The organism is Sorangiineae bacterium MSr11954 (assembly GCA_037157815.1).
Lineage (GTDB): Bacteria > Myxococcota_A > Polyangia > Polyangiales > Polyangiaceae > Pendulispora > Pendulispora albinea.
Window position 1 is genome coordinate 6,816,096 of record CP089984.1, and the last position, 23,931, is coordinate 6,840,026.

The 23,931-nt window shown below is 66.0% G+C and carries 19 protein-coding genes; 11 read left to right on the plus strand and 8 right to left on the minus strand.

Translation table 11 applies throughout. The features are described 5' to 3' along the window. Position 1 precedes the first annotated feature (1 nt). Positions 2–436, minus strand: a complete 435-nt coding sequence (locus LZC94_26320; GenBank protein WXB11373.1) for a hypothetical protein — start codon at positions 434–436, stop codon at positions 2–4. A gap of 74 nt (positions 437–510) precedes the next feature. After that, the gene (locus LZC94_26325) at positions 511–1,524 is read right to left on the minus strand and encodes an NAD-dependent epimerase/dehydratase family protein (GenBank protein WXB11374.1); all 1,014 of its coding nucleotides are present in this window, start codon (positions 1,522–1,524) and stop codon (positions 511–513) included. Positions 1,525–1,855: 331 nt separating this feature from the next. Between LZC94_26325 and LZC94_26330 the strand changes: the two genes are divergently transcribed. From LZC94_26330 to LZC94_26340, 3 genes are read left to right on the plus strand one after another with little or no spacing between them, the layout of a single operon-like run. Then, positions 1,856–4,987: an efflux RND transporter permease subunit gene (locus LZC94_26330; protein WXB11375.1), complete on the plus strand. Its 3,132-nt coding sequence runs from the start codon at positions 1,856–1,858 to the stop codon at positions 4,985–4,987. After that, positions 4,984–6,216: an efflux RND transporter periplasmic adaptor subunit gene (locus LZC94_26335; GenBank protein WXB11376.1), complete on the plus strand. Its 1,233-nt coding sequence runs from the start codon at positions 4,984–4,986 to the stop codon at positions 6,214–6,216. Before LZC94_26330 ends, LZC94_26335 begins: the two co-directional genes overlap by 4 nt. 13 nt (positions 6,217–6,229) lie before the next feature. Then, positions 6,230–7,087, plus strand: coding sequence for an SAM-dependent methyltransferase (locus LZC94_26340; protein ID WXB11377.1), 858 nt, complete (start codon positions 6,230–6,232; stop codon positions 7,085–7,087). Between the two features lie 598 nt (positions 7,088–7,685). On the opposite strand, the gene purH is transcribed toward LZC94_26340, so the two are convergent. Then, positions 7,686–9,242: a bifunctional phosphoribosylaminoimidazolecarboxamide formyltransferase/IMP cyclohydrolase gene (gene purH, locus LZC94_26345; protein WXB11378.1), complete on the minus strand. Its 1,557-nt coding sequence runs from the start codon at positions 9,240–9,242 to the stop codon at positions 7,686–7,688. A gap of 84 nt (positions 9,243–9,326) precedes the next feature. Beyond that, positions 9,327–10,004 (minus strand): hypothetical protein, encoded by a 678-nt coding sequence (locus LZC94_26350; protein WXB11379.1) that lies wholly within the window; start codon positions 10,002–10,004, stop codon positions 9,327–9,329. 826 nt (positions 10,005–10,830) lie between these two features. Here LZC94_26350 and LZC94_26355 point away from each other — a divergent pair. From LZC94_26355 to LZC94_26370, 4 genes are all read left to right on the plus strand, one after another. Then, complete coding sequence (locus LZC94_26355) at positions 10,831–11,685, plus strand: alpha/beta hydrolase (GenBank protein ID WXB11380.1); 855 nt, start codon at positions 10,831–10,833, stop codon at positions 11,683–11,685. A 70-nt stretch (positions 11,686–11,755) separates the two neighbouring features. Next, the gene (locus tag LZC94_26360) at positions 11,756–12,739 is read left to right on the plus strand and encodes an ABC transporter permease (protein ID WXB11381.1); all 984 of its coding nucleotides are present in this window, start codon (positions 11,756–11,758) and stop codon (positions 12,737–12,739) included. Further along, positions 12,714–14,486, plus strand: coding sequence for an ABC transporter substrate-binding protein (locus LZC94_26365; protein ID WXB11382.1), 1,773 nt, complete (start codon positions 12,714–12,716; stop codon positions 14,484–14,486). The genes LZC94_26360 and LZC94_26365 overlap by 26 nt, the downstream gene beginning before the upstream one ends. Continuing rightward, the gene (locus tag LZC94_26370; protein WXB11383.1) at positions 14,483–15,505 is read left to right on the plus strand and encodes an ABC transporter permease; all 1,023 of its coding nucleotides are present in this window, start codon (positions 14,483–14,485) and stop codon (positions 15,503–15,505) included. The genes LZC94_26365 and LZC94_26370 overlap by 4 nt, the downstream gene beginning before the upstream one ends. A gap of 16 nt (positions 15,506–15,521) precedes the next feature. Here the strand turns inward: LZC94_26370 and LZC94_26375 are convergent, their stop codons facing one another. From LZC94_26375 to LZC94_26390, 4 genes are all read right to left on the minus strand, one after another. After that, positions 15,522–17,717 (minus strand): response regulator, encoded by a 2,196-nt coding sequence (locus LZC94_26375; GenBank protein WXB11384.1) that lies wholly within the window; start codon positions 17,715–17,717, stop codon positions 15,522–15,524. Between the two features lie 389 nt (positions 17,718–18,106). After that, positions 18,107–19,357 carry an SPFH domain-containing protein gene (locus tag LZC94_26380; protein WXB11385.1) on the minus strand — a complete coding sequence of 417 codons (1,251 nt, stop codon included), beginning with the start codon at positions 19,355–19,357 and terminating at the stop codon, positions 18,107–18,109. A 46-nt stretch (positions 19,358–19,403) separates the two neighbouring features. After that, positions 19,404–20,165 (minus strand): glycosyltransferase, encoded by a 762-nt coding sequence (locus LZC94_26385; GenBank protein WXB11386.1) that lies wholly within the window; start codon positions 20,163–20,165, stop codon positions 19,404–19,406. Next, positions 20,162–20,929, minus strand: coding sequence for an SDR family oxidoreductase (locus tag LZC94_26390; GenBank protein WXB11387.1), 768 nt, complete (start codon positions 20,927–20,929; stop codon positions 20,162–20,164). Before LZC94_26390 ends, LZC94_26385 begins: the two co-directional genes overlap by 4 nt. 83 nt (positions 20,930–21,012) lie before the next feature. On the opposite strand from LZC94_26390, the gene LZC94_26395 reads away from it, so the two are divergent. The 4 genes from LZC94_26395 (at position 21,013) to LZC94_26410 (ending at position 23,927) form a co-directional block, all read left to right on the plus strand. Continuing rightward, positions 21,013–21,246, plus strand: a complete 234-nt coding sequence (locus LZC94_26395; protein WXB11388.1) for a hypothetical protein — start codon at positions 21,013–21,015, stop codon at positions 21,244–21,246. Further along, the gene (locus LZC94_26400) at positions 21,246–21,593 is read left to right on the plus strand and encodes an S-adenosylmethionine decarboxylase (GenBank protein ID WXB11389.1); all 348 of its coding nucleotides are present in this window, start codon (positions 21,246–21,248) and stop codon (positions 21,591–21,593) included. Before LZC94_26395 ends, LZC94_26400 begins: the two co-directional genes overlap by 1 nt. Continuing rightward, positions 21,590–23,479, plus strand: coding sequence for a DUF4178 domain-containing protein (locus LZC94_26405; GenBank protein ID WXB11390.1), 1,890 nt, complete (start codon positions 21,590–21,592; stop codon positions 23,477–23,479). The genes LZC94_26400 and LZC94_26405 overlap by 4 nt, the downstream gene beginning before the upstream one ends. A gap of 229 nt (positions 23,480–23,708) precedes the next feature. Then, complete coding sequence (locus LZC94_26410) at positions 23,709–23,927, plus strand: DUF350 domain-containing protein (GenBank protein ID WXB11391.1); 219 nt, start codon at positions 23,709–23,711, stop codon at positions 23,925–23,927. Positions 23,928–23,931: the final 4 nt, after the last annotated feature.

A 23,931-nucleotide genomic window follows, 5' to 3' on the forward strand; every position in this document is an offset into this window, starting at 1 on the left:
GCTAAAAAGGCAGCCGCGTTCGCGCCACGCCGCGCTCGTCGAGGTAGGCATGCACGCGCTCGCGTTCTTCAGGGGTGAGAATTTCACCCAGCCACGACTCCAGCTCCGCGCGTCGCTTGAAGATGCGCCGCGCCGGATTTCCGGCCTCGCGGATCATGCGCATGAACTGAAGACCGAAGGTGGGCGCGTCGCCGATCAAAAAGGCGCTTCGCTCCATGTGTGCGTTGTGGCTTCGCATCAACTGCGTCAATTTGTCGGCCACCTCGGGCGCGAAAATATCGATGGCCGTCAAGTCGGCCACCCCTGCAATCTTGCCGCCAACGGCTTGAATGCACGCGCGAAGCTCGAGGAACGCGCGATGGGCCTCCTCGATGGTCACGGGCGTTACGATCGTCAGCTCGACGAGCCGGCCCACCTTGTTCGCAATCGAGTACACCGCACACGAGCCCCCAGGGTGAGTCATTCACTCAAACAGACACGGTGGCAGTACGCAAGAGCCCGCCGACAGTTTCATGCAAAAATTGAAAGGCTGTCCGAGTCGTTCGGGACAGCGGGCGAGACGTGCATGCGACGGAGCCCCTCCTCGATGGTCATGAAACCTTGGTAGCCAATCTCACGGCGCGCCTTGCTGTCATCGACGGTGACCTCCTGTCCCATGAGCAAAAACGAGGCGTACGGGAGCGGCGGGCGGCCGTTCAGACGCAGAAGGCGCCAGAGGGTCTCGGTGGTGCGCGCGAGCATGCGCGCGAGCCAGCGCGGCATCGACTTGGTGGGCGGCGCGACGCCTTGCGTGCGAAGCATGGCCGAGATCATCCGGCGGAACTCGACCGGCTTTCCGTCGGTGAGAAAGTACACCTCGCCCGGGCGGCCATGCTCGGCCGCCTTGAGCAAGCCTTCGCACACATTGTCGATGTGGCACGTGGACGTGAGATAGCGCCCACCGTCGAACCAGCGCAGAACACCGGACTGCGCGGCCTCGACCAACTTGGGAAGCAAGGTCGTGTCACCCTTGCCCCAGATGAAACGAGGGCGCACCACCACGGTGGCAAACTTGGGCACGTTGGCGCGCAGGACGCGGCGCTCGGCCTCCGCCTTGGTGCGCGGGTAGATGCCGATGCTCGCGCGTGGAATGGGCTTTTCCTCGGTGGCCATCACGATGGGCGCTCCATCCAGGAGCACGGCCTCGGTGCCGACGTGCACGAAGCGCGGGACACCCGCGCGCTGCGCCAGATCGAGCATGTTCTCCGTGCCCACGACGGTGACGTCCCACGCTTCGTTCGCGTCGCCCCAGTCCTGGGTGAAGGCCGCGGCGTGGTACACGACGTCGCACTCTTTCATGGCCTCGAGCACGGCTTCGTTGCCGTGAACATCCCCATCGACGGCGGATGCCCCGAGCGCGCGCACGGTCTCGGCTGCGGCGCTCGAGCGTGCCAGCGCGCGCACCTGAAATCCGCGCCGGACCAAGTATCCGATCAGCGCGCGACCGACGAACCCCGAGCCTCCCGTCACGAAAGCGACTCCCATTCCCAAATTCGTATCGCAGCTCGTTCGGCACGTCAGAAAATCGTGCGCGACCGTGGGGAAGACCGCTCGCTGCACAAAAGCGACCGCTTGCCGCGATGCCGTTGGCGTTCACTTCAGAGTTGCGCGAAATATTGGACGATTTCCTAGGGTGACCCCATACCAGGACCTACGTTCTCCGCAGAAGCGACTTCTGCATTGTCGGGAAATGCTGCCGAAATGGAGCAACGGCGCGCACCCGTGAAATTTTACGGATGCCTCGGGGGAAGAAAGCTTTTCACAACGTATGTGGCTCGTTCGGATCGCTCTCAAACGCCCTTACACCTTCGTCGTGATGTCGATGCTCATCGTCATCCTCGGCGTGGTCACCATCGTGCGCATGCCGACCGATATCTTTCCGGATATCGACATTCCGGTGGTCTCGATCATCTGGCGTTACGGCGGGCTCGCACCGGAGGAGATGGAGAAGCGCATCGTCAGCAACTGCGAGCGCATCCTCACCACCACCGTCAACGACATCGAGCACATCGAGAGCCAGTCGCTGCACGGGGTGGCGGTCATCAAGGTGTTCTTCCAGCCGGGCGCGAATGTCGATGGCGCGACCGCGCAGACATCGGCGTCGGTGCAGACGATGATGGGCGGGTTGCCCCAAGGCACCACGCCCCCGCTCATCATCCGCTACAGCGCATCCAACGTGCCCATCCTTCAGGCGGCGATGGGGAGCGATTCGCTGAGCGAGCAACAGCTCTTCGACTACGGCGTGAACTTCGTGCGCGCGGACATGGCCACCGTGCAAGGCGTTCAGATCCCCTGGCCCTACGGCGGCAAGCAGCGCCAAATCATGATCGACATCGACCCCAAGCGCCTGTTCGCCTGGGGTCTATCGCCACGGGACGTGCAAGCCGCGCTGAGCCAGCAGAACCTGGTGGTGCCCGGCGGCACGGCCAAAATCGGCGCCGATGAGTACCCCGTCGCCATCAACACCAGCCCCGATGCGCTCGAGCAACTCGGCGCCTTGCCGGTGAAGACGGCCGCCAACGGGGCGACGGTCTACATCCGCGACGTGGCCAATGTCCGCGACGGAAACTCGCCGCAGACGAGCATGGTGCACGTGGAGGGAAAAAAGTCGGTGCTGATGAGCGTCCTCAAGGCGGGGAGCGCCAGCACGTTGGACGTGGTCGCGCGCATCCGGGAGATGCTTCCGACCACCTTGGCCAAGCTCCCCAAGGAGCTGAAGGTCTCGCTGCTCTTCGATCAGTCGGTGTTCGTGCGCTCGGCGGTGGGCGGGGTGGTGACGGAGGCGGGCATCGCCGCGGGGCTGACGGCCATCATGCTCCTGATCTTTTTGGGGAGCTGGCGCAGCACGATCATCGTGGTCATCTCCATCCCGCTGTCGATCCTGGTGTCCATCGTCATCCTGCGGTTCCTCGGTCAGACGCTCAACGTGATGACCTTGGGCGGTATGGCGCTGGCCGTCGGGATCTTGGTCGACGACGCCACGGTGGCCATCGAGAACGTGCACCGTCAGTTCGCGATGAAGAAGCCGCTCATCCAAGCCATCGTCGACGGCGCCTCGGAGATCGCGGTGCCGGCGTTCGTGTCGACCTTGTGCATCTGCATCGTGTTCGTGCCCGTGATGTTCATCACGGGGGCGGCCAAGTCGCTCTTCAGTCCCCTGGCGCTGGCCGTGGTGTTCGCGATGATGACGTCGTACTTCCTGTCGCGCACCCTGGTGCCCACCTTGATGATGATGCTGCTGGGGCGCGAGGCGCTCGAGCACACCGAGGGGCATGCGCACGGTCCGAAGAGCTTGGCGGCGCGCATGTTCGCGCGGTTCAACCAGGGCTTCGAGAAGCTGCGCAGCTTCTATGGCGGCTGGCTGGCGTGGGCGCTCGCCAACCGGCGCATGGCCATCGGTTCGTTCGGTGTGTTCGTGGTGATCTCGTGCGCGCTCTTTCCGCTGGTGGGGCGCGACTTCTTCCCCACGGTCGACGCGGGGCTCATCAAACTCCACGTGCGCGGGGTTCCGGGGACGCGGGTGGAGGAGACCGAGAAGGAGTTCATGCGGATCGAAGATGCGATCCGCGCCGTCATCCCCGCCCACGAGATCGATACGATGCTCGACAACATCGGGGTGCCCAACAGCGGCATCAACCTGTCGCTCAGCGAGGGCGCGCTGATTTCGCCGGCCGACGGGCAGATCTTCATCGCGTTGAAGAAGGAGCACGCGCCCACCGCCGACTATGTGCGGCGCATCCGAAGGAAGCTCCACGAGCAGTTCCCGAACACGACGTTCTTCTTCCTCGCGCCGGACATCTCGACCCAAGTGCTCAACTTCGGTCTCGCCGCCCCCATCGACGTGCAAGTGACGGGCGCGCCTGGAAACGAGGAGCAAACCTTCGGCGTTGCGCAAAAAATCGCCAATGAAATGGCGAAGATCCCGGGCGCAGCCGACATTCACTTCGCGCAGGTGACGCGGGCTCCTCAGCTTCGGGTCGATGTGGACCGGACGATGGCGGCCCAGCTCGGGATGACCGAGCGGGACGTGGCCGGCGATCTGCTCGTGTCGCTCTCCTCCAGCTCGCAAGTGTCGCCGAGCTTCTGGGTCGACAAGCGCGGCGTACAATACTCGATCGCCGTGCAAACCCCGCAGTACCAGCTCGATTCCATCGATGCGCTCCACACCATGCCGCTGTCGGCCGGTGAAGGCGCGCCCGCGCAGCTGCTCTCCAACGTCGCCTCCATTTCGCGCAGCGAAGGGGCGCAGAACGTCACGCACTACAACGTGGCGCGCACGTTCGATGTGCAGGCCAATGTGGACGGGGCGGATCTGGGCTCGGTGGGCAGCGCGGTCTCGAAGATCGTGGAGCAGATGAAGCCAGAGATGCCGCGCGGGACCACGGTGCGCATCAAGGGTCAGGTGGAGAGCATGGAGTCGTCGTTCCGCGGGCTCGGCTACGGGCTCTTGTTCGCGGTGCTCCTGGTCTACCTGCTGATGGTGGTCAACTTCCAGTCGTGGCTCGATCCGCTCATCATTCTGATGGCGCTCCCGGGTGCCATCGCCGGCATCGCGTGGATACTCTTTCTGTCGAACACGACGCTCAGCGTGCCGGCGCTCATGGGCTCGATCATGTGCGTGGGCGTGGCCACGGCCAACAGCATCCTGGTCGTGACCTTCGCCAACGATCAACGCAAGATTGGCTTCGACGCGAACAAGGCCGCGCTCGCCGCTGGAATGACGCGGCTTCGCCCGGTGTTGATGACGGCGCTCGCCATGATCATCGGGATGCTGCCGATGGCGCTCGGGCTGGAAGAGGGGGGAGAGCAAAATGCACCGCTCGGGCGCGCGGTCATCGGAGGGCTCCTGCTCGCGACCCTGACCACGCTCTTCTTCGTTCCGGTGATGTACAGCGTCCTGCGCCGACGCACGCCAGCTGCCCTCGATCCTCTCCTGGAGAACGTATGAGTACGCACGACGAATCGCCCAACCCCGGCGAACCGCTAGGTTTCTCGCTCCCCCAGCCCGCCGCGCTCTCCAAGACCCGCGCCGTCTCCCTGGCCGTCGGCGCCGCGGTGCTCCTGAGCGGCGCCTTCGTGCTCGGCTACCTGCCGAAGCGGCACGCGCGCGCCGAGCTCGAGGCCAGCACGCAAACGGCCGCCCAGGCGCCGACCCGCCTCGCCGTCTTCACCGCCAAGGTCTCGGCGAGCGATCGCGCCATCTTGCTGCCGGGCAGCGCGCAGCCGCTGGAGGAGACGACCATTTACGCGCGCGCCAATGGCTACACGCGCCGCTGGCTGGTCGACATTGGCGACAAGGTGAAAGAGGGGCAGCTGCTCGCCGAGATCGATACACCGGAGCTCGATCAGGAGCTGGAGCAGGCGCGGGCGCAGCTGGCGCAAGCCAAGGCGGCCATCGCGCAGTCGAACGCGAACCGCGATTTTTCGAAGAGCACGTTCGAGCGTTACAAGCAGCTCACGTCGGCGGGGCTGGCGTCGCAGCAGGATCTCGAGCAGCGGCGGGCGCAGTCGCTCGTGGACGAAGCCAATGTCGGGGTTTCGCAGGCGGACGTGGCCGCAAAAGAGGCGAACATCCGGCGTCTGACGCAGCTCAAGTCGTTTGCGCGGGTGATCGCGCCGTTCGAGGGGACCATCACGCAAAGGACGATCGAGCGCGGCGCGCTGGTCACCTCGGGGAACGCCACGCCGCTTTACAAGATTGCCGCCACCGATCCGATGCGCGTCTTGATTCAGGTGCCGCAAGACGTGGCGCCGAGCGTGAAGGTGGGCGCCGCGGTGAAGGTCACGGTGCGCGAGTATCCTCAGCGGGTCTTCGAGGGGACGGTGGCGCGCGCGGCGGGGGCGCTCGATTCGGCGACGCGCACGATGAACACCATCGTGCGGATTCCCAATCCGAACGGGGAGCTGCTCGCGGGGATGTACGCGCAGGTGTCTCTCACCTTGCCCACGCCGCATCGGGTGCTCGAGATCCCCTCGACGGCCTTGATCAACGACGCCAAGGGCGTGCGCGTGGCCATCATCGACGGCGAGAGCAAGATCCGCTTCGTGCCCATCGTCATCGAGCGGGACACGGGCGCGACCATCGAGATATCGAGCGGTCTGGAGGGGAGCGAGCGCATCGTGAAGATCGCGACCGCCGATCTCTATGAGGGCAAGGCGGTGGAGGTAGTTCCGTAATAAGCTCGCCATCATGCGAGAAGGACGACCGAGTTACACCGCTGCATGGGTGGCGGCCATGCGCGGGCTTTCGCGCTCCCCATCGGACCATCACGGCGGTGCGCTCGATCATGTTGCGCGCGATCTCGTTCCACAGCCCTATGCGTGGGCGCTCGATCTGGCGGATCGGTTTCCAGGCGTGTGGGAGCGGATCCACCACATGGCCGATCGCGCGAGCTTCTACCATTTCAGCCATGTGGGGCTGCGGACGCGCGCCATCGACGAAGGGGTGCACGAGGCGATTCGGAGAGGGGCGCGCCAGTTGGTGCTGCTGGGGGCGGGGCTCGATGCGCGGGCGTGGCGGCTTTCGGATCTACGGGACTCGGTGGTGTTCGAGGTGGATCATCCTTCTACGCAAGCGTACAAGCGCAAGAAGATTGGCGCTCGGCCGAGCCTCGCGCGCGAGGTGCGCTTCGTGGCCGTGGACTTCGAGCGGGATGCGCTGGATGAGCGGCTCGTGGGGGCGGGCTACGATCCGGGTGTGCTGTCGGTGTTCGTTTGGGAGGGGGTGACGATGTATCTGTTGCCCGAGTCGGTGGATTATACGCTTTCGCAGCTTTCGAGCTTGATTGCGCCGGGTGGGTCGCTACTCGTGACCTATGGGCAGCGCCATCATGGGCGTGTCGGGACACGGGCGGTGCGATGGTTGGTGCGGCGTTCGGGCGAGCCGTTTCGTGCGCTCTACACGAAAGAGAACATGGCGGGGTTGCTCGGCCGTCATGGGTTCGATGTCGTGGCCGATGAAGGGCTCGACGACTGGGTGCGGCGCTACTTCGGTGCGGAGTCGGGGCGAGGTACGGTCGAGCGGCTCGTGCGGGCGGTGCGGGTGTAGGGCGGGGGGCGGTGCGGGTTGGGGGCTCGACTCGGTTGAGGTATGGGGTGGGTGCGCGGTGCCGAGGGTGTCCGGGACAGGTGGGGGACGGGCCTGGACGCGTCCATGGGGTGCTGCGGTTGCGGATTTTGTCGGTGAAAATGCGAGGGGGTGGCGTTGGCCTTTTAATCGCAAGGAACCGAGCAGGTTTTGCTGCGTGGCGCTCCGGACGCCACCTTGCGGGACCGCAGACGATGGGTTGACCTTGGGTACGATCGGGTGTCAACAGCCCCCGCGTGCCTCGTGAGCTCCGCCAGACAGAGTTCCCATTGGGAGTCGGGATAAGCGAGGACGTACACGCGACGGGTGATGGGTTACGCAGCGGGCGCAGACCGGTGGCTGAATTCCTCGTTGGGGCAGCTGCTAGAACTGATCGCTTCCACCGGACCTTTTCTATCCACCTTTTTCGTCTGGTTCGAAAGAAAGCCAGCAGTAGAACGTGTGCGATTGCGCGGAGCGCTTCGTTGACGCCGCCGTTTTGTTCCACCCCGGCCCCCTTGCCGATTCCGCTTCGGCGCAGGCTTTGCCCACGCCGACCCGTTGGACGACGGTGCCCGACTCAGTGACGGAAGTGCCGCACGCCCGTGAAGACCATGGCGAGACCGAGCGAATCGGCAGCGGCAATGACATCCGGATCTTTGACGCTACCTCCCGGCTGCGCGATGGCGGTAATTCCAGCTTTGGCCGCCGCTTCGACCCCATCGGGGAACGGGAAGAACGCATCGGACGAAAGCACGCTCCCGCGCGCCTTGTCGCCCGCTTTCTCACATGCAATTTGCACGGAAATCACGCGCGACATCTGCCCGGCGCCGACGCCGACCGTGCGCGCCCCTTGCGTCAGCACGATCGCGTTGGATTTCACGTGCTTGCACACCCGCCATCCAAACGCGAGCGAGCGCAGCTCCTCGGCGGTGGGCGCACGGCGGGTCACGACCTTGCCGTTTTCGACCTCGCCCTTCACCCCCGGATCCCGCGCCTGCACCACCAACCCACCCCCCACGCGCTTGTACTGAAGCGCCTCGTGCTCGGCGCCCAACCACGCGCCCGTGGCCAAAAGACGGAGGTTCTTCTTTGCGCGCAACACCTCCAGCGCCGCCGGCTCGAACGACGGGGCCACGATGCACTCGAGGAACGTCTCGGCCAACACCGCCGCCGTAGCCGGATCCACCGGTCGATTGAGCGCCACGATCCCGCCGAATGCGCTGAGCGCGTCCGCCTCGCGGGCCTCGCGGTAAGCCTCCACCAACGACGCCCCCTCGGCCACCCCGCAGGGATTCGTGTGCTTTACGACCACGGCCGCAGGTGCATCGAACTCGCGCACCGCATCGAGCGCCGCCTCGACGTCGACCAGGTTGTTGAAGCTGAGCTCTTTTCCACCCGCGCCGAGGCTCTCGGCGCCCGCCAACGAACCCGCCGGAGCGCCACGCTCGACATAAAAGGCGCCTTTTTGGTGCGGATTTTCACCGTATCGGAGTGCGTATGCCCGCTCGAACGGCAAGGTGAGGTAGCGCGGAAACGCGTCGCGCTCCCCGTCCTCACGCCGCGACGAAAGATAGCCGCTGATGGCGGCGTCGTAGGCCGCCGTGTGGGCAAACGCCTTGGCCGCCAGCTCGGAGCGCGCACGGGCGCTCACCTCGCCGTGGGCCGCCAGCTCGTCCAGCACGCGATCGTAGTCCCGCGGATCGCATACCACGGTGACGCGCGCGTGGTTCTTGGCCGCCGAACGCACCATCGAAGGGCCGCCAATATCGATGTTCTCCACGATTTCCTCGTGGCTCGACGTGCTCGACTGGGCCACCCGCTCGAACGGGTAGAGGTTCACCACCACCAGATCGATTTCGCGCGCCCCGAGGCGCTCCAGGTCGGCGCGATCGCGGTCGCCGCGCGCCAGGATGCCGCCGTGCACGCGGGGGTGCAGGGTCTTGACGCGACCATCCATCACCTCGGGCGATCCCGTGTAGTTTTCGACGGTTTCGACGGCGATCCCCGCCTCTGCGAGCGAGCGGGCGGTGCCTCCGCTCGAGAGCAGGGTCACCCCGCGTTCCGCTAGGGCTCGCGCGAACGGGATGAGGCCGGTTTTATCGGAAACGGAGAGAAGGGCGGTTCGGACGGGCATGATCCGCCCCCGTTATCTTCTCTCGGCCCCCCGGTCAAGAGCCGCTCAAGAGACTGTGCGCGGCTCGTCGGAAGCCTCGTTGCTTCAGTCCAGATCGGCGCTCGCGAACGCTTCGACGTCGAAGTCGTCGCCGGACGCCCCGCTCTTGGCAGCAAAGCCCTCGTCCTCGTCTTCGTCCATGTCCTCTTCGTCGACCTCTTCCTCTTCGGCCGCCTTCCCCTTGGTGAGAACCGGCAGACGGCGCTTGCCGACGGGACCCTCGTCGACGTAGTCGCGCAGAGAGGCCATTTCACGCAGCGCTTCGAGCTTGGCGAGGCCCTTCACCTCGACTTGGCGAATGCGCTCGCGGGTGAGGTTCATGATGGCGCCCACCTCTTCCAAGGTGGTGCCCCCGCGATCGGCCACGTCGAGCGCGCAGGTCTCCGTCATGTCCCAGACCTCGAGATCGGGAAAGTTCAACTTGATGGCGCCGGTCTTGGCCGACACATCGAGATAGAGGTGGTGCTTGCACGAAACGAACGGGCACGGACGCATCCCATTGGCGCACTCCTCGCGCGTGCGCGGGTGCTCGACACCTTCCGTATCCGGATATAGAAGGCGCCCGATTTCGAGCTCGCGTTTGGTCATGCGCTTGACGCTGATCGTCCGAGCGCGCACCGCTCGCTTGCGGCGCGAGCGACGCTGCTCGCGCGTGACTTGATCTTCGCCGTTTTCGGCGGGTTGGAGCGCGAGTGCAAGGGCTCCCTCGGTCGAGGGTTCCATGGCAGTGGACGCGCTTTCGTGGTCGTTGGCGCTCGAACTCTCCGCAGTCGAAGTCGAAGAAGAAGTTGAAGGTGGAGTCGCGCGATGGCCGTCGCGCGAAGCTTCTGTGCCTGTCACGTGCTGCAGATTCTTCGGGTCCATTCGTCGTTCCTCCCAGGTCCTTGCATCGGCCTGCCGCAGATCACGAGCGGCACGATGCACCCCCACCTCCACCATGCAGGTCGCCTCCGGCCCGCACGTGGTCCCTAATGGCGCGCCGTACTCCGCGCACCAAGCCATTTTTGTAGTCGTCGGTCGTTGCTCGACGCTCGTTCCCGAAAAATCGAAAACCTAAGAGACGTCGATCCGTTCGCTCGTCTAACTGCGACGATTGGTCCCCACCCCTACGCGGGCTGCTGATGCCGTGCTGCTCGCCAGGGAAAATTTCCACACCAAGAAAGCGGTCCACTCCGGCCTCGGCCGTCGTTTACCTCGATCCTCGGTTCAGCAAGAAACGCCAACCACGTATCGAACGCCGGCGACTGTATGGCAGGCGGAAGATTACGGTCAACGCCTCTCCAACGTTTTTTTCTCAATGTTTCCATAATGGAAGGGAGTCGCGTAGTTAGGTCGTCGGTGTGACAAAGAATGTCATAGCAAAAGTGCATTCCCAGGCGCGGATCGACATCGAGAACAAGAACGAAAACGAGACCTTAATGAGGGTCCATGTGTGTCCATCCCGCCGGGTTCGCGAGCTCTTCCGTCCGTCCCCGCTGGACGATCGTCCGGAGCTCGCGGCACTTGGGCTATGGTGCACGCCACGGTGGCCAGTTCTTCACGTGAAGTCATGCGATCCCATGCGTCGCTCATTGCAACGCGCGACGTGAGCGCACGCGGGGCGCGCGTCCGCCTCGTGGAGGCAGGCGAAGGGCCCGCGCTCCTTCTGGTGCATGGATGTTTGTCGAGTCGTCTCGTCTGGGAGGACGTGCTCCCGAAGTTGGCGACGCACTTTCGCGTGATCGCGCCCGATTTGCCAGGATTTGGCCAAAGTGAGAAACCGCCTCCGGCGCGTTACGCTTATGGATTCAACGCGTTCGCCGAGTCGCTGGTCGATGTGGTGGCCGCCCTCGGGCTAGGACGCATCTCCATTTGCGGCCATGGAATGGGCGGCTCGGTGGCCCTGACATTGGCCGCGCGCCACGCGGCGTTGGTCGACAAACTCGTCTTGGTCGATCCCATCGTCTACCCTCCCCGCACCGACGCGCTGTCGCGCCTGGCGAACATGCCCATCGTCGGGCCGTTTGCGTTCAAGCAGCTGTGCGGGCGCACCGTCTTTCGAAGCTATTTCAAAGATCGCGTGTACGCGCCCGACTCGACCATCCCGTGGAACCGGGTCGATCATCACTTCGACCTGTTCAACGCGCCGGCCGCGCGTGAAGCGGCGCTCGCTACCCTGCGCGCGCTCCACGATACGCGCCCGCTGGTGGCGCTTCTGCCCCGGGTGGCCGCCCCCACCTTGCTGGTGTGGGGCCGCTCGGATCGCACGCTCCCGGTGGCGCAAGGCCGGCGGCTCGCGCGCGAGCTTCGCAACGCGCGCTACGAAGTCTTCGAGTGCGGTCACTCGCCACCCGAAGAAGTGCCCGACGCCTTCGCGGAGATCGCCGCTTCGTTTCTTGCCACGCAGGGAGGCAAAGCGGCATAGTGGAGGATCGAGGCCTGACACCGTGCTGGATCGCCGCGCGCGAGCTCGATTCCGTCAACATCGCGGTGCGATGGTCGGCTCCGCGATCGTCCTCGGCTTGGCGGCCTTCGCCTTATTTGGTCCCCTGCTATCGGGAAAAGACCCGTACGCGAGCGACTTCGTCCACGGCGTGTTGCCCGACACGGGCTTGCCGGCGCCCCCCAGCGGTGCGTTCGTTCTTGGCGCCGATCGCCTCTTTCGCGATCAGTTCGTACGCCTCGCCGTCGGCGCGCGCCTCTCGCTTCTGATCGCCCTTTCGGCCGCCGCCCTCGCGAACGTCCTCGGCGCCGCCGTCGGCATTTTGGCGGGCTACTACGAAGGCACCGACGGCGTTCGGCTCCCCTGGCCTTTTCTGACGTCGCTCGCCTTCGCGTTCCTGCTCATCGTCGCGCAGGGCCATTGGCTCGCGCCGGTCGCCACCTTGGTCGCCGGTGCCCTCGTCGGCGTCTTCGCCGTCAAACGGAAGATCGCCTGGCTCGCGCGCGGACCGCAGTTGAACCTCGACATCGCGCTGATGCGCCTCGTCGATGTGGGGCTCTGCTTTCCGTTTTTGCTCTTGGTCATGGCCATCGGCGCCGCGCTGGAGCGAACGACCGCCATTTCGGTCTTCGTGGTGCTGGGCCTCACCGGCTGGCTGGGCGCAGCCCGAATTTTTCGCGCCAAGACCTTGCAGGTGCGCCACTTGGAGTACGTGCAAGCCTCGCGGGCGCTCGGTCAGAGCACGCCCTGGATCCTCATCCGCCATATCCTCCCGAACCTCTCGGGCACGTTCATCGTGCTCTCGAGCAGCGCCGTCGCGCAGATGATCCTGTACGAGAGCATGCTCTCGTACCTGGGCGTGGGCGTAGCTCCACCCACCCCCACTTGGGGGCATATGCTATTTCAAGGACAGGACATTTACGCGGCGGCGCCGTGGGTCGTGCTGGCGCCGGCGGCGGCGATCCTCGCGGCCGTGTTCGGGTTCAACCTCCTCGGAGAAGGGCTGCGCGATGCGCTGGATCCGCGGGAAAGCTAAGCTATTTTACGCGCGCATCGCGTGCAGCGGCTTGGCCATGGCGCTGATGGCGTCGGCGACCGCGGGTTGCCGCGAACCTTTGGCGGCGCCCATCCCCTCCGCACAATCCGACGAAGCATCGCCGCGGCGCGGCGGAACGTTGCATCTTGCATCTTTTGGCGATGTGCGCGGCCTCGACAGCGTCACGGGCGAGGCCTTGGCGTCGCAAATGGGCGAGCTTATCTATGCGGGCTTGGTCGATCTGGACGCGAAGGCCAACGTCATCCCCGATCTCGCCACGCACTGGGAGCGGACCTCGGACGGGCTCACATACACCTTTTTCTTGCGCTCGAACGTGCGCTTCCACGATGGCGAAGAGCTCACGGCCGACGACGTGAAGCGCTCGATGGAGCGCGCCCTTCATCCTACGACGCCCAACGCCCTCGGCAGCTTCTACGAGAACCTCGCGGGCTTCGACGAGTACACCACCAAGAACGCGCCCGAGCTGCCGGGCGTGGAGGTGGTCGGGCGCTACGCCGTCGCGTTTCACCTCAAAAAGCCGGATGCCACCTTCCTCACCTTGATGGCCCTCATGCCCGCGCGCCCCGTTTGCAAGAGCGCGGGCCATCGCTACGTCGATACGTGGTCGCCGTGCGGCGCGGGTCCGTTCAAGCTCTTGCCCGGAGGGTGGGAGCACGGCCGGAGCCTCACCCTCGTGCGGCACGAGGGCTACTTCAGACCCGGGCTGCCGTACCTCGATGCCGTCAATGTCACGTATGGGATGAACTTGGTCACGCAGCGGTTCAAGTTCGAGGCGGGCGTCCTCGACGTGCTGCGCGAGACGCTGCAAGCCGATGCGCTTCGATTCCAGAACGATCCGCGCTGGAAGCCTTACGCCACCTTGGAGCCATCGATCCAGAGCTTTGGCGAGAACATGAACACGGAGATGCCGCCCTTCGACAATGTCGAGGTGCGGCGCGCGGTGGCCTGCGCCATCGATCGCGAGCAGTACCATTTGCTCCGAGCGAGCAACGTGTCGGCCCATACGCACGCCGTTCCCGCCGACGTACCCGGATACAACCCGAACGTCCCGGGCCAGAAGCTCGATTTGGCCGAGGCCCTCGAGCACATGCGAAAGGCGGGCTTCCCGTACGATCCGGCCACCGGCCGCGGAGGCTACGAGCCGCACATCGAGTACGTGGTCCAGCGGCAAAGCTTCGGCGAGTACACGGCGCAGGTCCTCAAGCAAAGCCTCGCCAAGATTGGGATCCGCATCGACATTCGGGCGGTGAACTTCCCCACCTACCTGGCGCTCACCCACCGCCGCCACCGCGTCGCCTTTTCGCCGCAAGGGTGGAGCCAGGATTACCCCGACGCCATCGACTTCTACGACTCGCTCTTTGCGTCGAAGTCGATCAACGACGAGGACAGCAGCAACTCCGCATTTTACAAGAATCCGACCCTCGACGACGTCTTGGAGCAGGCGCACCACGAGCTCGACCCCGCCGCGCGGCAAGCGCTCCTCGATCGCGCGGAGAGCATCGTGCAAGGCGATGCGCCGTGGGCCTTCACGCATAGTTACCGCTTCGTCAACGTGCGCCAGCCCTACGTGCGCAACTACCGGCTCCACCCCTCGTGGACCTTCGAGGTGCGCGAGATGTGGTTCGATCGCATCAAAGACGTCATGGTCACGGGCGCGCTGGGGCCTTTGCTGCGCTCCCGCACGCCGGAGCGCGCGGGGATGGCCACGCGGCGGAGCCTGCGTTGAAGCGCCTGGCGGAGAGGCTGGTGTGGGCCGTCCTGGTGCTCTGGGCCGTGATCACCTTGACCTTCGTCATCAACAACGTGCTCCCCGGCGATCCGGCCCGCATGGTGGCGGGACCGGCGGCGCGGCCCGCCGACATCGAACGCATCCGCCAGCAGCTCGGGCTCGATCGCCCTCTGCTCGCGCAATATGCGCGCTTCATGTCACGGCTCGTGCACACCCCGCGCGCGGCGGCCGACGACGTCCCCGACAAAGAGCACGCGAGCTGCGCGGCCTGGGGCCAGCTCCACATCGACTTGGGAAAGAGCTACCAGCAAAGGCGCCCGGTCACGACCATCCTCGCCGAGAAGCTCCCGCGCACCGCCATGTTGGCCATGGCGGCGCTGCTCGTGCAGCTCGTGCTCGGTGTGCTCATGGGGATCCTGGCGGCCATGAAGAGAGGGACGCGCGCCGATCTCGGCATCGTCGGGGTGAGCCTGCTCGGGGTCAGCATGCCCACGTTCATGTTGGGCATCGGCCTCCAATACGTGTTCGCGCACCGGCTCAAATGGCTGCCGCTCGACGGCTTCGGCAAAACGCCGCGCGAGAACCTGCTCTCGCTCGTTCTCCCCGCGCTCACCCTGGGGATCTTCGGGGCGGCTTATTACACGCGCCTCGTCCGCGACGAGATGATCGGCCTCTTGCAACAAGATTACATTCGAACGGCCCTCGCCAAGGGAGCTTCGCGCTACCGCGCGGTGCTGGTTCATGCCTTGCGCAACGCGCTCGTCCCCATCGTCACGGTGGTCGCGCTGGATCTGGGGGCCTTGGTCGGCGGCGCGGTGGTCACCGAGACGCTCTTTCGCTGGCCCGGCATCGGTGCCCTCAGCGTCAATGCGCTGCTCGACCGCGATGGTCCCGTCATCCTCGGCACCGTGTTGCTCACGTCGACGGCCATCGTATTGAGCAACGTCGTCGCCGATTTTCTCTACGTGCTCCTCGACCCGCGCATCCGCGCTTCATCCGGCGATACGCCGCGCTGACGAAGAAAGTCGCCCGCTACGGGCCGCCGGCCAACGCGCGGCACTCGCTCACCCGCGGCCCTTGCCCGCTGTCGACGCAGCTCTTGTACGCGCCGCGTGCCAGCGCATGGTTGCCCGCGGCGTCGTGCGCGGCGCCCAATGTCAGCCACGCTTCGGCGTTCGTCGGATCGCCGTTCACCGCCTTGCGCGCCAGCTCGGCGGCACCCGTGGGGTTGCCCCGCTCCAGCAAGCGTTGCGCTTGTTGCGTCAAGGTGCCACCGCCCGCGCCCGCGGGAGCAACGGCGGCCCCCGCGGATCCCGAGGGGCTTGCACCGCCACCCGCCGCCGCGACGGTGCTCGCATCGGCTTCCGCCGCCTCCGAACGAGGCGGATGCCGCCTGCGCGAGCTCGCCGACGCAGCCGACGAAGGCGTCCCCTCGGACGACGACGATCCCGCTCCAGCGGGCGCCTTCCCCACGTCCGCCGTCGCCGCCTTGACGAGCCCCGCGTCCGCCTCGGCCACGGGGCTCGCCGAGCTCGAAGCCGTGGTCACCGCGCTCGAGATGGCAAGCTTCGGCCCATCGGCCACCACCTTCGCGGGGGCCGCTCCCTTCTCCGACGACGGCGACGAGGCGGCCGCCGCTTGAATCGCCGGCCCCTCCTGCCCATCTTGCCAGCGGAAATAGAGCACCGCGAGCACCACCACCACCAGCGCTCCCCCGACCAACGCCGCCGCGCGCTGCGCGACCCCGGACCCCTGGTTGCGCATCGGCAAAAAGACGGCCGCGTCGTCCTCCGTGCGGCGCCGATACGCGCGCCCCACCGGCACCGTGACGTCGGAGTCCGACTCCGCCTCCTCCACCAGCGCACGCAGCTTGGCCTTCGAAACAGGCACCTCCGGCTGCGTCGTCTCGTCCTGATCGTCCGGAGAGAAGGCCGCGTGGCCTACGCCGTTCTCGTCGTCGTAGTCGTCCTCGCGCGCGTCCTCTTCGTCGTCTTCGTCGTCTTCTCGATCGTCGTCTTCGCCGTCGTCACCGGCATCCCCGCCGACGCCGTGATCGTCTTTGGCGTCCGCCTCGGCGCCGCCCTTCCCATCTTGCGTAAAGAGCGCCGCCAGATCGCGCGACGCGGCCGGCGGCGGCGTCAGGCTATCGGGCCCGGGGACCACCAGCATCTCCTCGATGGCCGACGGAGGCGGCCGCGTGGTGTCCGCCAACCCCAGCTCGGCAGGGACGACCGAATCGTCCGCGGACGGCTCGGTGTCGTGCACCTCGTCGGCGACGTCATCGAGCTCGATCAGAAGACCCTCGAAGTACAGCTTCGAGATGGTCGACAGGGTCGACAGATCTTCGAACGGCGACTCGTCGACCACGTCCATCAACGAGCGCTGCCCGTCGAAGAGCCGCAAAATCCCATTCAGCTCGTCGGGGATCTCGTTCAGCCGCTCGAGCAGCTGCGCATGATCGATCTCGAAGATGGTCGAAAGCGGAGGGAGCTGCTCGAGGAGGCGCGTCCACTCGTCGACCCGGCGCATGCCCTCCATGAGGATGCCCTGCGTCGACGTGCCGATGATGTCCTCGTTCTTGACCTGGGTGAACTCGACCTCGAAGTCGGCCTCGTTCCAGATCAAGATCCGGTAAATGGCCTCCTCGCCGCGCAGGCGACCGAGGTTCGCGTCCACGATCTTCCCATCCCGGAAGAAGACGTGCGCCTGCTGCGGCCCGCTCGACAGGTGCACCACCCCGCTCTTGCGCGAGACCTCGAAGGTCTGCAGCAGGTCCACCACCGCCATGTCTTGGATGGACCCCGTGAACCGGGTGCGCCCGGGCACCGAGTTGCGGGTGGAGATCGTGTCGTGCGTGCGGCGCGCGAGCAGAAGATTGACCCGCGCGAGCAGCTCGCGAACGAAGATGGGCTTGGTCAGGTAATCTTCGACCCCGAGCTCGAGCCCGCGGATTTTGTCCTCCACCGACTTCTGGCTGGTGAGGAACACCACCGGGATGCTCGCCCACTCGACCCGCTCCTTCAGACGGCGCACCAGCGCGTAACCATCGAGCCGCGGTAGGCGCGTGTCCGACAGCACCAAGTCGGGGGTCGAGACTTCCAGCTTGCTGATGGCATCGAGCCCATCGGACGCAGTCGTGACGCTGTAGCCAGCCTTTTTCAGGCTGACTTCCAGGACCCGCGTGCTACGCGGGTCGGCATCGACGAGCAGGAGCTGTTGCTTGGCCACGGCGTGGAAGAGGCTAACCGAGCTTCGCGAGAAATCTTCGCATCATTTCGACCGTACCACCAGGGCTTGTCCCGTGCCCTAATCCGGCCGCCCATCCGCGGCCGCGTCCGGCTCGCCCCCCTCGCCTGCCCCGGCGTCGCGCGGCTGCCCCCCGCCTCCGCCGTCGCGCTCACCGGGCCATACGCACACGCCCCGATCGCACACCAAACCGTTCCTGCAGTCGCGATCGCGCGTACAGGGGGAGTTGGGGATCCCTTCGGAGCTCGTGGCCGAACTGCTGCACCCGCCCGCGACGAAGCCGATCGCCAAAGCCCATGTTGCTGCTCGTCGAATCACTACGGCTCGAGTCTAGCGTGGATCCATGGGATCACGGCCATCCCTCCACCGATTCACGCAGGATTCGCGGGCGCAGCCGTAGAGGTTCCGCAGTTGGCGCAAAACTTTACCGTCGGGGGAACGAGCTCCTGGCTGCATCCCGCGCAGATTTTCTTGGCCGCCAAGGAGGTGCCGCACTCGGAGCAGAACTTCCCCACCGGTTGGCGTGCGCCGCATTTGCTGCAGGTGAGCAGAGCACCTTGCACCGACGCACCACCACCTCCCGCCGGCCCGGCTTGTCCAGCTTGCGGCGCACCGCCCACCCCAAACTGCGGTTGGTTCTGAAACGCACCCGCCATCGCGCCGCCGACGCTCGCCCCAATCGCGACTTCCGCGCCGAGCCCCGCGAGCCCTCCGCCCACGCCGTGCTCCGCCATGCCTTGGCCGGCGCCGATGATGGCCTGCCCCGCCGCGTAGTTTTGCCAGTTTCCAGCGAGGTTCTGGACGTAGCGCGCGTCTTGATTGAACTTTTGATCGAGCCCGAACTGGCGCGCGTCGGCCTCCGCTTTGGCCGCCGCCACCAGCTTTTGCTTCATCTTCACCTCGCGATCGACGGCCGCCACCTCGGCCTGCGCGCGCACCAGCCGCGCCCGATCCTCGTCGTTGAAGTTGATGTTCGGCGGGCCCATGCCCACGATGCGCACGCCCATCTCGGCCAGGTTGGGGGCCCGCGCCATGATGGCCTGCACCAGCTTCTCCGTGATGGAGACCACCTGCAGGAGGCTCTTGCCCTCGACCTCGCACACCTCCCCCAGCACGGTGCGCACGCCGATCATGAAGAGTTTTTTGATCCAATCGTCGTTGTCGCGATCCCCGTAGCCGGATTGGCCGTGGTAGCCGATGACGAAGCGCACGGGATCGACCACCTGCAGCGAGAACTCGCCATAGACGCGCGGGCCCACCACCTCGCTGGTGAGCGGATCGACCATGTCGCCCAGCTTGTCGCCGTAGGGGATGTTGCGCTTGGGCGTCATCCGCACGAAATACAGCTCGGCGATGAAGACTTGCCCGCCCGTGAAGTGGTTCACGATGTTGTTCAGGAACGGGATGTTCTGCGTCTGGAGCGTGTGACGCCCGGGCGGGAGCACGCCGACGACGCGACCATCTTTGAAGAAGACCGCAACCTCGTCGCTGTCGACGGTGAGCTGCGAGTACATGGGGAAGTTCTGGTCGGGGTGCTTGAAGCAAAGAAGATGCTTCTGGTTGTCCGGCCGCGCGATCATCATCTCGCGCACCCCGTTCTTTACGAAATCGAACACTCCCATCGTCTTGTCTCCTTCCCAACAGGATAATGACGATTGGAGCGGGGCGCTACCGCCGCTTCATCCGTTGCGCTCGGCGCCTCAAATCGGCCGCGATGAGCAGGAGCTCGGCGGTGGTCTTCACCATGCTTCCGATGTGCAGCTTCGAGCCGGGGACGTCGGTCCAGATGCGAAGCGGCACCTCGAGGAAATCCTCCTCCCGAAGCGGCAAAACACGGTCGCTGCCCGTCAGGAGCCGGCCGATTAGCTCCACGTCGAAAGCCCAGCGCGACACGAACGGATCCGCGAGCGCTGCGCGCAACGCCGGCGTGGACGCAAAGAGCTTCGCGCCGCATTGCGTGTCGTAAATGCGCAGGCCCAACGTGAGCGACGCAAAGGTCGCAAACACGCGCCCGGAATAGTGGCGCGCCGCGCGGCGTTCGATGCTGGTGCCGAGGAGCCCCACCCGCGTGCCCAGTAGAACGGAATAATCCCTTTCATGGAGGATATTCCACATGCGCAACAATTCCGAAGTCGGGGTCGATAAGTCGGCATCCAAGTAGCCAACGGCATCGGGCCCCTCGTCGAGCGCCGCAAAGAGCCCGCGCCGCACGGCCTCGCCCTTGCCGCAGTTTTCGGTGAGGGAAAGAACGCTCACCTTGGACGGGTGGCTCCGCTCGATGGCGCGCAGTCGCTCCTCTGTGTTGTCGCGGGAGCCATCGTTCACGAAGAGGAGCGACACGCCGGCGACGGCCGCGAGCTCCCCGAAGGCCCCCGCGTCCAGACGCTGGCCTTCGTTGTAGCAGGGCACCACCACGACGAGACGGTTCACCGACCGATGTTCCAGGTCTCGCCGGTGGTCCATGTGGCATCTAGCAAGGCGAGGACCACGTGGGCGACCTCCTCGGGTGTGCCAAAGCGACCGAGGGAGGAGCGGGCGGCCAGACGGTGCGTTCGCAGCGGATCGAGGTCGGCCTCGGGATCGGCCACGATGCCGAGCTGCAACATATTGATGCGGACATCGGGCGCGAGCTCGGCGGAGAGGGCGCGAAGACCCGCCTTGAGGGCCCCTTTGGCCGTGATGTAGGCCACATGGTTCGTGTACGGCCGGGACGTTCCCACGTCCCCCAGCGCGACCACCGCGCCTTGCGCCGCCGCCAGATCGCCCGCGAGGGCGTGCACCAGGAGCAGGGGCGCGACGGCGTGCACGGTGAGGGTGTGGTGCAAATCTTCCCGCCGCAGCGTCTCGAAGGGGGTGCGGGGAAAGGGGCCGCAGGCAAGGACGATGTCGTCGATGCGGCCGACTGTGTTGCGGACACCGGCCACGATGAGCGAGGCGGCGTCCTCCCGGGTCAAATCGGCGCAGACGACGGCTGGCTCGGAATTCTCCGGCCCGCCAAGCTCGTGGGCCATGGACGCCAGTTTGTCCGGATCCCGGGCGGTGAGGACCACACGGCTCTGCCTTTTGACCAGGGCCGCCGCGATGGCCACCCCCAGACGCCCAGTTGCGCCAACAACGAGAACGGTGCGACGTTTTTGGGGCTCGCCGTGGGCGGTGCCCGACCTCGAATTGTCGGCCATATCTACTTTTCCCATTTCGCACGCCAGGGCGGCGTATTCCAGTGTAAAAAAGGGGTAATATGGGCAACGGCGTCCGAGCCGCAGAATCGACCGAGGCGATGAATGAAGAGCACGTGACCTTGCTATGGTCCGCCTTCAAAGAGGGAAAAGCCATCACGTGCCCCCGCGACGAGAATCAAATGGCGGTCGCGGTCGACGGCGCCATGGGCCTCTATCGATTGATCTGCGTGGGCTGCGGGCACGCCACCCCGTGGTTCGAAGCCAAGATGCGGGGTGTGCGCATTCGGGGGATGAGCTCGCGCCCGCCGCCTGGTAGCATCCGCGGCGGTTGATGCGGCTCGGAACGGAATGGATTGTCGACGCAAGCGGATGCGACCCTGAAAAACTGCGCGATCCGACCGCGGTCGACCGCTTCGTCGACGCCGTGATCGAGGGCTTGGCGCTCACCGTGCTCCCGCCGCGGCGCGTGCATCGCTTCCCCGGCGAAGGAGGCATCACGGCGCTGGTGCTCCTCACCGAGTCGCACTTGGCGCTGCACACCTTCCCCGAACACGGCGCCCTCACCGTGAACCTTTACTGCTGCCGCGAACGGCCGCCGTACGCCTGGGAGGCCGCGCTGCACGCGTCCTTCGGCGCTGCGCGCGTGCACGTCGTGGAAGCGCCGCGCGGGGTCCCATGACGTTCCAAGTTCGTCTGGTTCGCAGCGGCCCTTGCCCGCAGTGCGGGGCCCCCGTGGAGTTCGCGTCGGGCACGGCGCCCGCCCAGATCTGCAAACACTGCCGCTTCGTGGTGGTGCGCACCGATCGCGACTTTCGCTCCATGGGGCGGGTGGCCGATCTGGTCCCCATGGCGACCCCCTTTGGCCTGGAGGCGCGCGGCACCCTCGAAGGGCGCCCGTTTCGCGTGGCAGGCCGGGTGCAATACGACCGGATCCAGGCGCCGGGCGCGCCCTGGGAGGAGATCTACCTGGAGATGGACGGCGGCGCGTGGGCCTGGCTCGCGCACGCCCAGGGGCGTTGGCTCCTCACCTCGCTCTACGGAGGACCGCCGCTGCCGATGCGGCCGCCGAGCTTTGCCGAGGCCAACCCCGGCGTCGTCTTTCCCGTCCCCAACATGCCGGGGCTGGCCGTGGTGGAGCGCGGGCAGCGCCGCTTCGTGTCGGGCGAGGGCGAGCTCCCCTTCCCCATGGTGCCGAGCCAAGTCGAGGCCTACGCCGATCTCGCGGGCCAGGGCGGCACCTTCGCCACCATCGACTACGACGCGCAAGGCTGGCCGGCGCACGTCTACTTCGGGCGCGCCATCGATCCGCGCGCCCTGGCGATCACCTCGGCCGCGCCGCTGGCCGAGGCCCCGCGCGCCCAGGTCACCACCTTGGTTTGCCCCAAGTGCGGCGGCAACCTCCCGCTGGTCGCACCGGACCAAGCGGAGCGCATCGCCTGCCGGTATTGCGGCATGCTGTGCGACGTCCGTCAGGGCGCGCTGGTGGCGCTCCGGGAGCTTCCGTTGCCGGAGCAACCACCGGCCATTCCGCTCGGCACCAAGGGGACGCTCCGCGGGCAGGAGGTGACCCTGCTCGGGTACATGGTGCGCGCGACCGTGGTGGACGGCGAGACGTACTCCTGGCGGGAGTACCTCTTTTATGCGTCGACCCCTCCCCCCGCAGGCGCGCCGCCGGCCGCGAGCTCGTTCGTCTTTCTGCTCGAGGAGGACGGCGACTGGCAGTACATCGTCCCGATCCACGCGGGCGAGGTGCAGCGCAGCGGGCCCGATAGCGTAGCCCTTCGCGGGCAGAATTACCGCCACCTGCAGACGGTGCAAGCGGTGGTCACCAGCGTGCTGGGGGAGTTCTACTGGCAGGTGGAGCTCGGCGAGACGGTCACCGCGACCGAGTACGAGGGGCCGCACCGCCAGAAGGTGAGCCAGGAGTCGACGAGGGACGAGGTTCAGTTCTCGCACTCCAGCGTGATCCTCGGCCACGAGCTGCGGGCCGCGTTTCCGTCCGCCTTTACGGCGCCCAGAGAGACGAGCGCGCGCGCCGCGAACAGCAAAGCGAACGTGTTCTTCCTCGTGCTGTTCGCGCTCTGGTTCGTGGTGACCATGGCGGGGTGCCTGATGGCACGGGACACGGTCGTCCTCGAGAAGAGCGTGCCGGTGGTGGTCAAAAAGGGGAACTTCCTTGCGGACGCGCCGAAGGCCGAGCCCTGGTTCTCCGAGCCGTTCGTGATCCCGGGGGGGCACAACATGGAGATGGAGATCGAGGTGCACTCCGCCTGCATGGTGGCGGACGACGCCTGGGTCACCGCCGACATCGCGCTCGTGCACATGGACTCGGGGGAGGTCTGGGAGGACTCGGTCGACTTCTCGGACAACGAGAAATCGATCTGGTACTCACGGCTGCCCGATGGCCAATACGTGCTGCGGGTGGAGCCGGACAGCAACAAGGTGGGGGTCATGTGCGGCCCGCTCAAGTTCCGGCTCGTGAGCGGGGCGAGGCCGTTCGGCTATATGTGGGCGTCGTTCGGAGTCCTGTTCGTCATATGGCTCTTCAGCCGGAGAACCACCTGAGCAACCAGGAGCAAACTCGAAACTCGAGGCACCGGAGGGAAAAGGCCGTATGGGATATCTGACGAAAGCGCTCGGAGGCGCGCTCCTCATTGGCTACGGGGTCGTCATCTTCGGTGGACTCGACTTCGCGAGCCATACGCGATCGCAAGTTGCACCGAGCATGCGGCAATCGCCAGGGGGCTACCGCACGTGGAGTTTCTGGCATTCGGGATCGGGTGGAGGAAAGTAAATGAATGCGATGGCGATCGTGCAGTCGGCTGTCATGTCGCTCGTCTTTAGCGGGATCGGGCTGGTGATGTTTCTCATCGCGTTCAAGGCCATTCAGTGGCTCGCGCCCTTCTCCATCCGCAAGGAGCTCGAGGAGGATCAGAACACCGCCGTGGGCATTCTGATGGGCGCCGTCATGCTCGGGCTCGCGATCATCATCGCCGCGGCGATCCACGGATAGGCGC

Coding starts and splice junctions, on each gene's coding strand:
- LZC94_26380 (WXB11385.1), bottom strand. CDS start 19,357: ATGGGAGTGTTCGATTTCGTAAAGAACGGGGTGCGCGAGATGATGATC.
- LZC94_26400 (WXB11389.1), top strand. CDS start 21,246: ATGCGGCTCGGAACGGAATGGATTGTCGACGCAAGCGGATGCGACCCT.
- LZC94_26405 (WXB11390.1), top strand. CDS start 21,590: ATGACGTTCCAAGTTCGTCTGGTTCGCAGCGGCCCTTGCCCGCAGTGC.
- LZC94_26360 (WXB11381.1), top strand. CDS start 11,756: ATGGTCGGCTCCGCGATCGTCCTCGGCTTGGCGGCCTTCGCCTTATTT.
- LZC94_26365 (WXB11382.1), top strand. CDS start 12,714: ATGCGCTGGATCCGCGGGAAAGCTAAGCTATTTTACGCGCGCATCGCG.
- LZC94_26350 (WXB11379.1), bottom strand. CDS start 10,004: ATGGAACCCTCGACCGAGGGAGCCCTTGCACTCGCGCTCCAACCCGCC.
- LZC94_26335 (WXB11376.1), top strand. CDS start 4,984: ATGAGTACGCACGACGAATCGCCCAACCCCGGCGAACCGCTAGGTTTC.
- purH (WXB11378.1), bottom strand. CDS start 9,242: ATGCCCGTCCGAACCGCCCTTCTCTCCGTTTCCGATAAAACCGGCCTC.
- LZC94_26355 (WXB11380.1), top strand. CDS start 10,831: ATGCGATCCCATGCGTCGCTCATTGCAACGCGCGACGTGAGCGCACGC.
- LZC94_26410 (WXB11391.1), top strand. CDS start 23,709: ATGAATGCGATGGCGATCGTGCAGTCGGCTGTCATGTCGCTCGTCTTT.
- LZC94_26390 (WXB11387.1), bottom strand. CDS start 20,929: ATGGGAAAAGTAGATATGGCCGACAATTCGAGGTCGGGCACCGCCCAC.
- LZC94_26340 (WXB11377.1), top strand. CDS start 6,230: ATGCGAGAAGGACGACCGAGTTACACCGCTGCATGGGTGGCGGCCATG.
- LZC94_26325 (WXB11374.1), bottom strand. CDS start 1,524: ATGGGAGTCGCTTTCGTGACGGGAGGCTCGGGGTTCGTCGGTCGCGCG.
- LZC94_26330 (WXB11375.1), top strand. CDS start 1,856: ATGTCGATGCTCATCGTCATCCTCGGCGTGGTCACCATCGTGCGCATG.
- LZC94_26395 (WXB11388.1), top strand. CDS start 21,013: ATGAATGAAGAGCACGTGACCTTGCTATGGTCCGCCTTCAAAGAGGGA.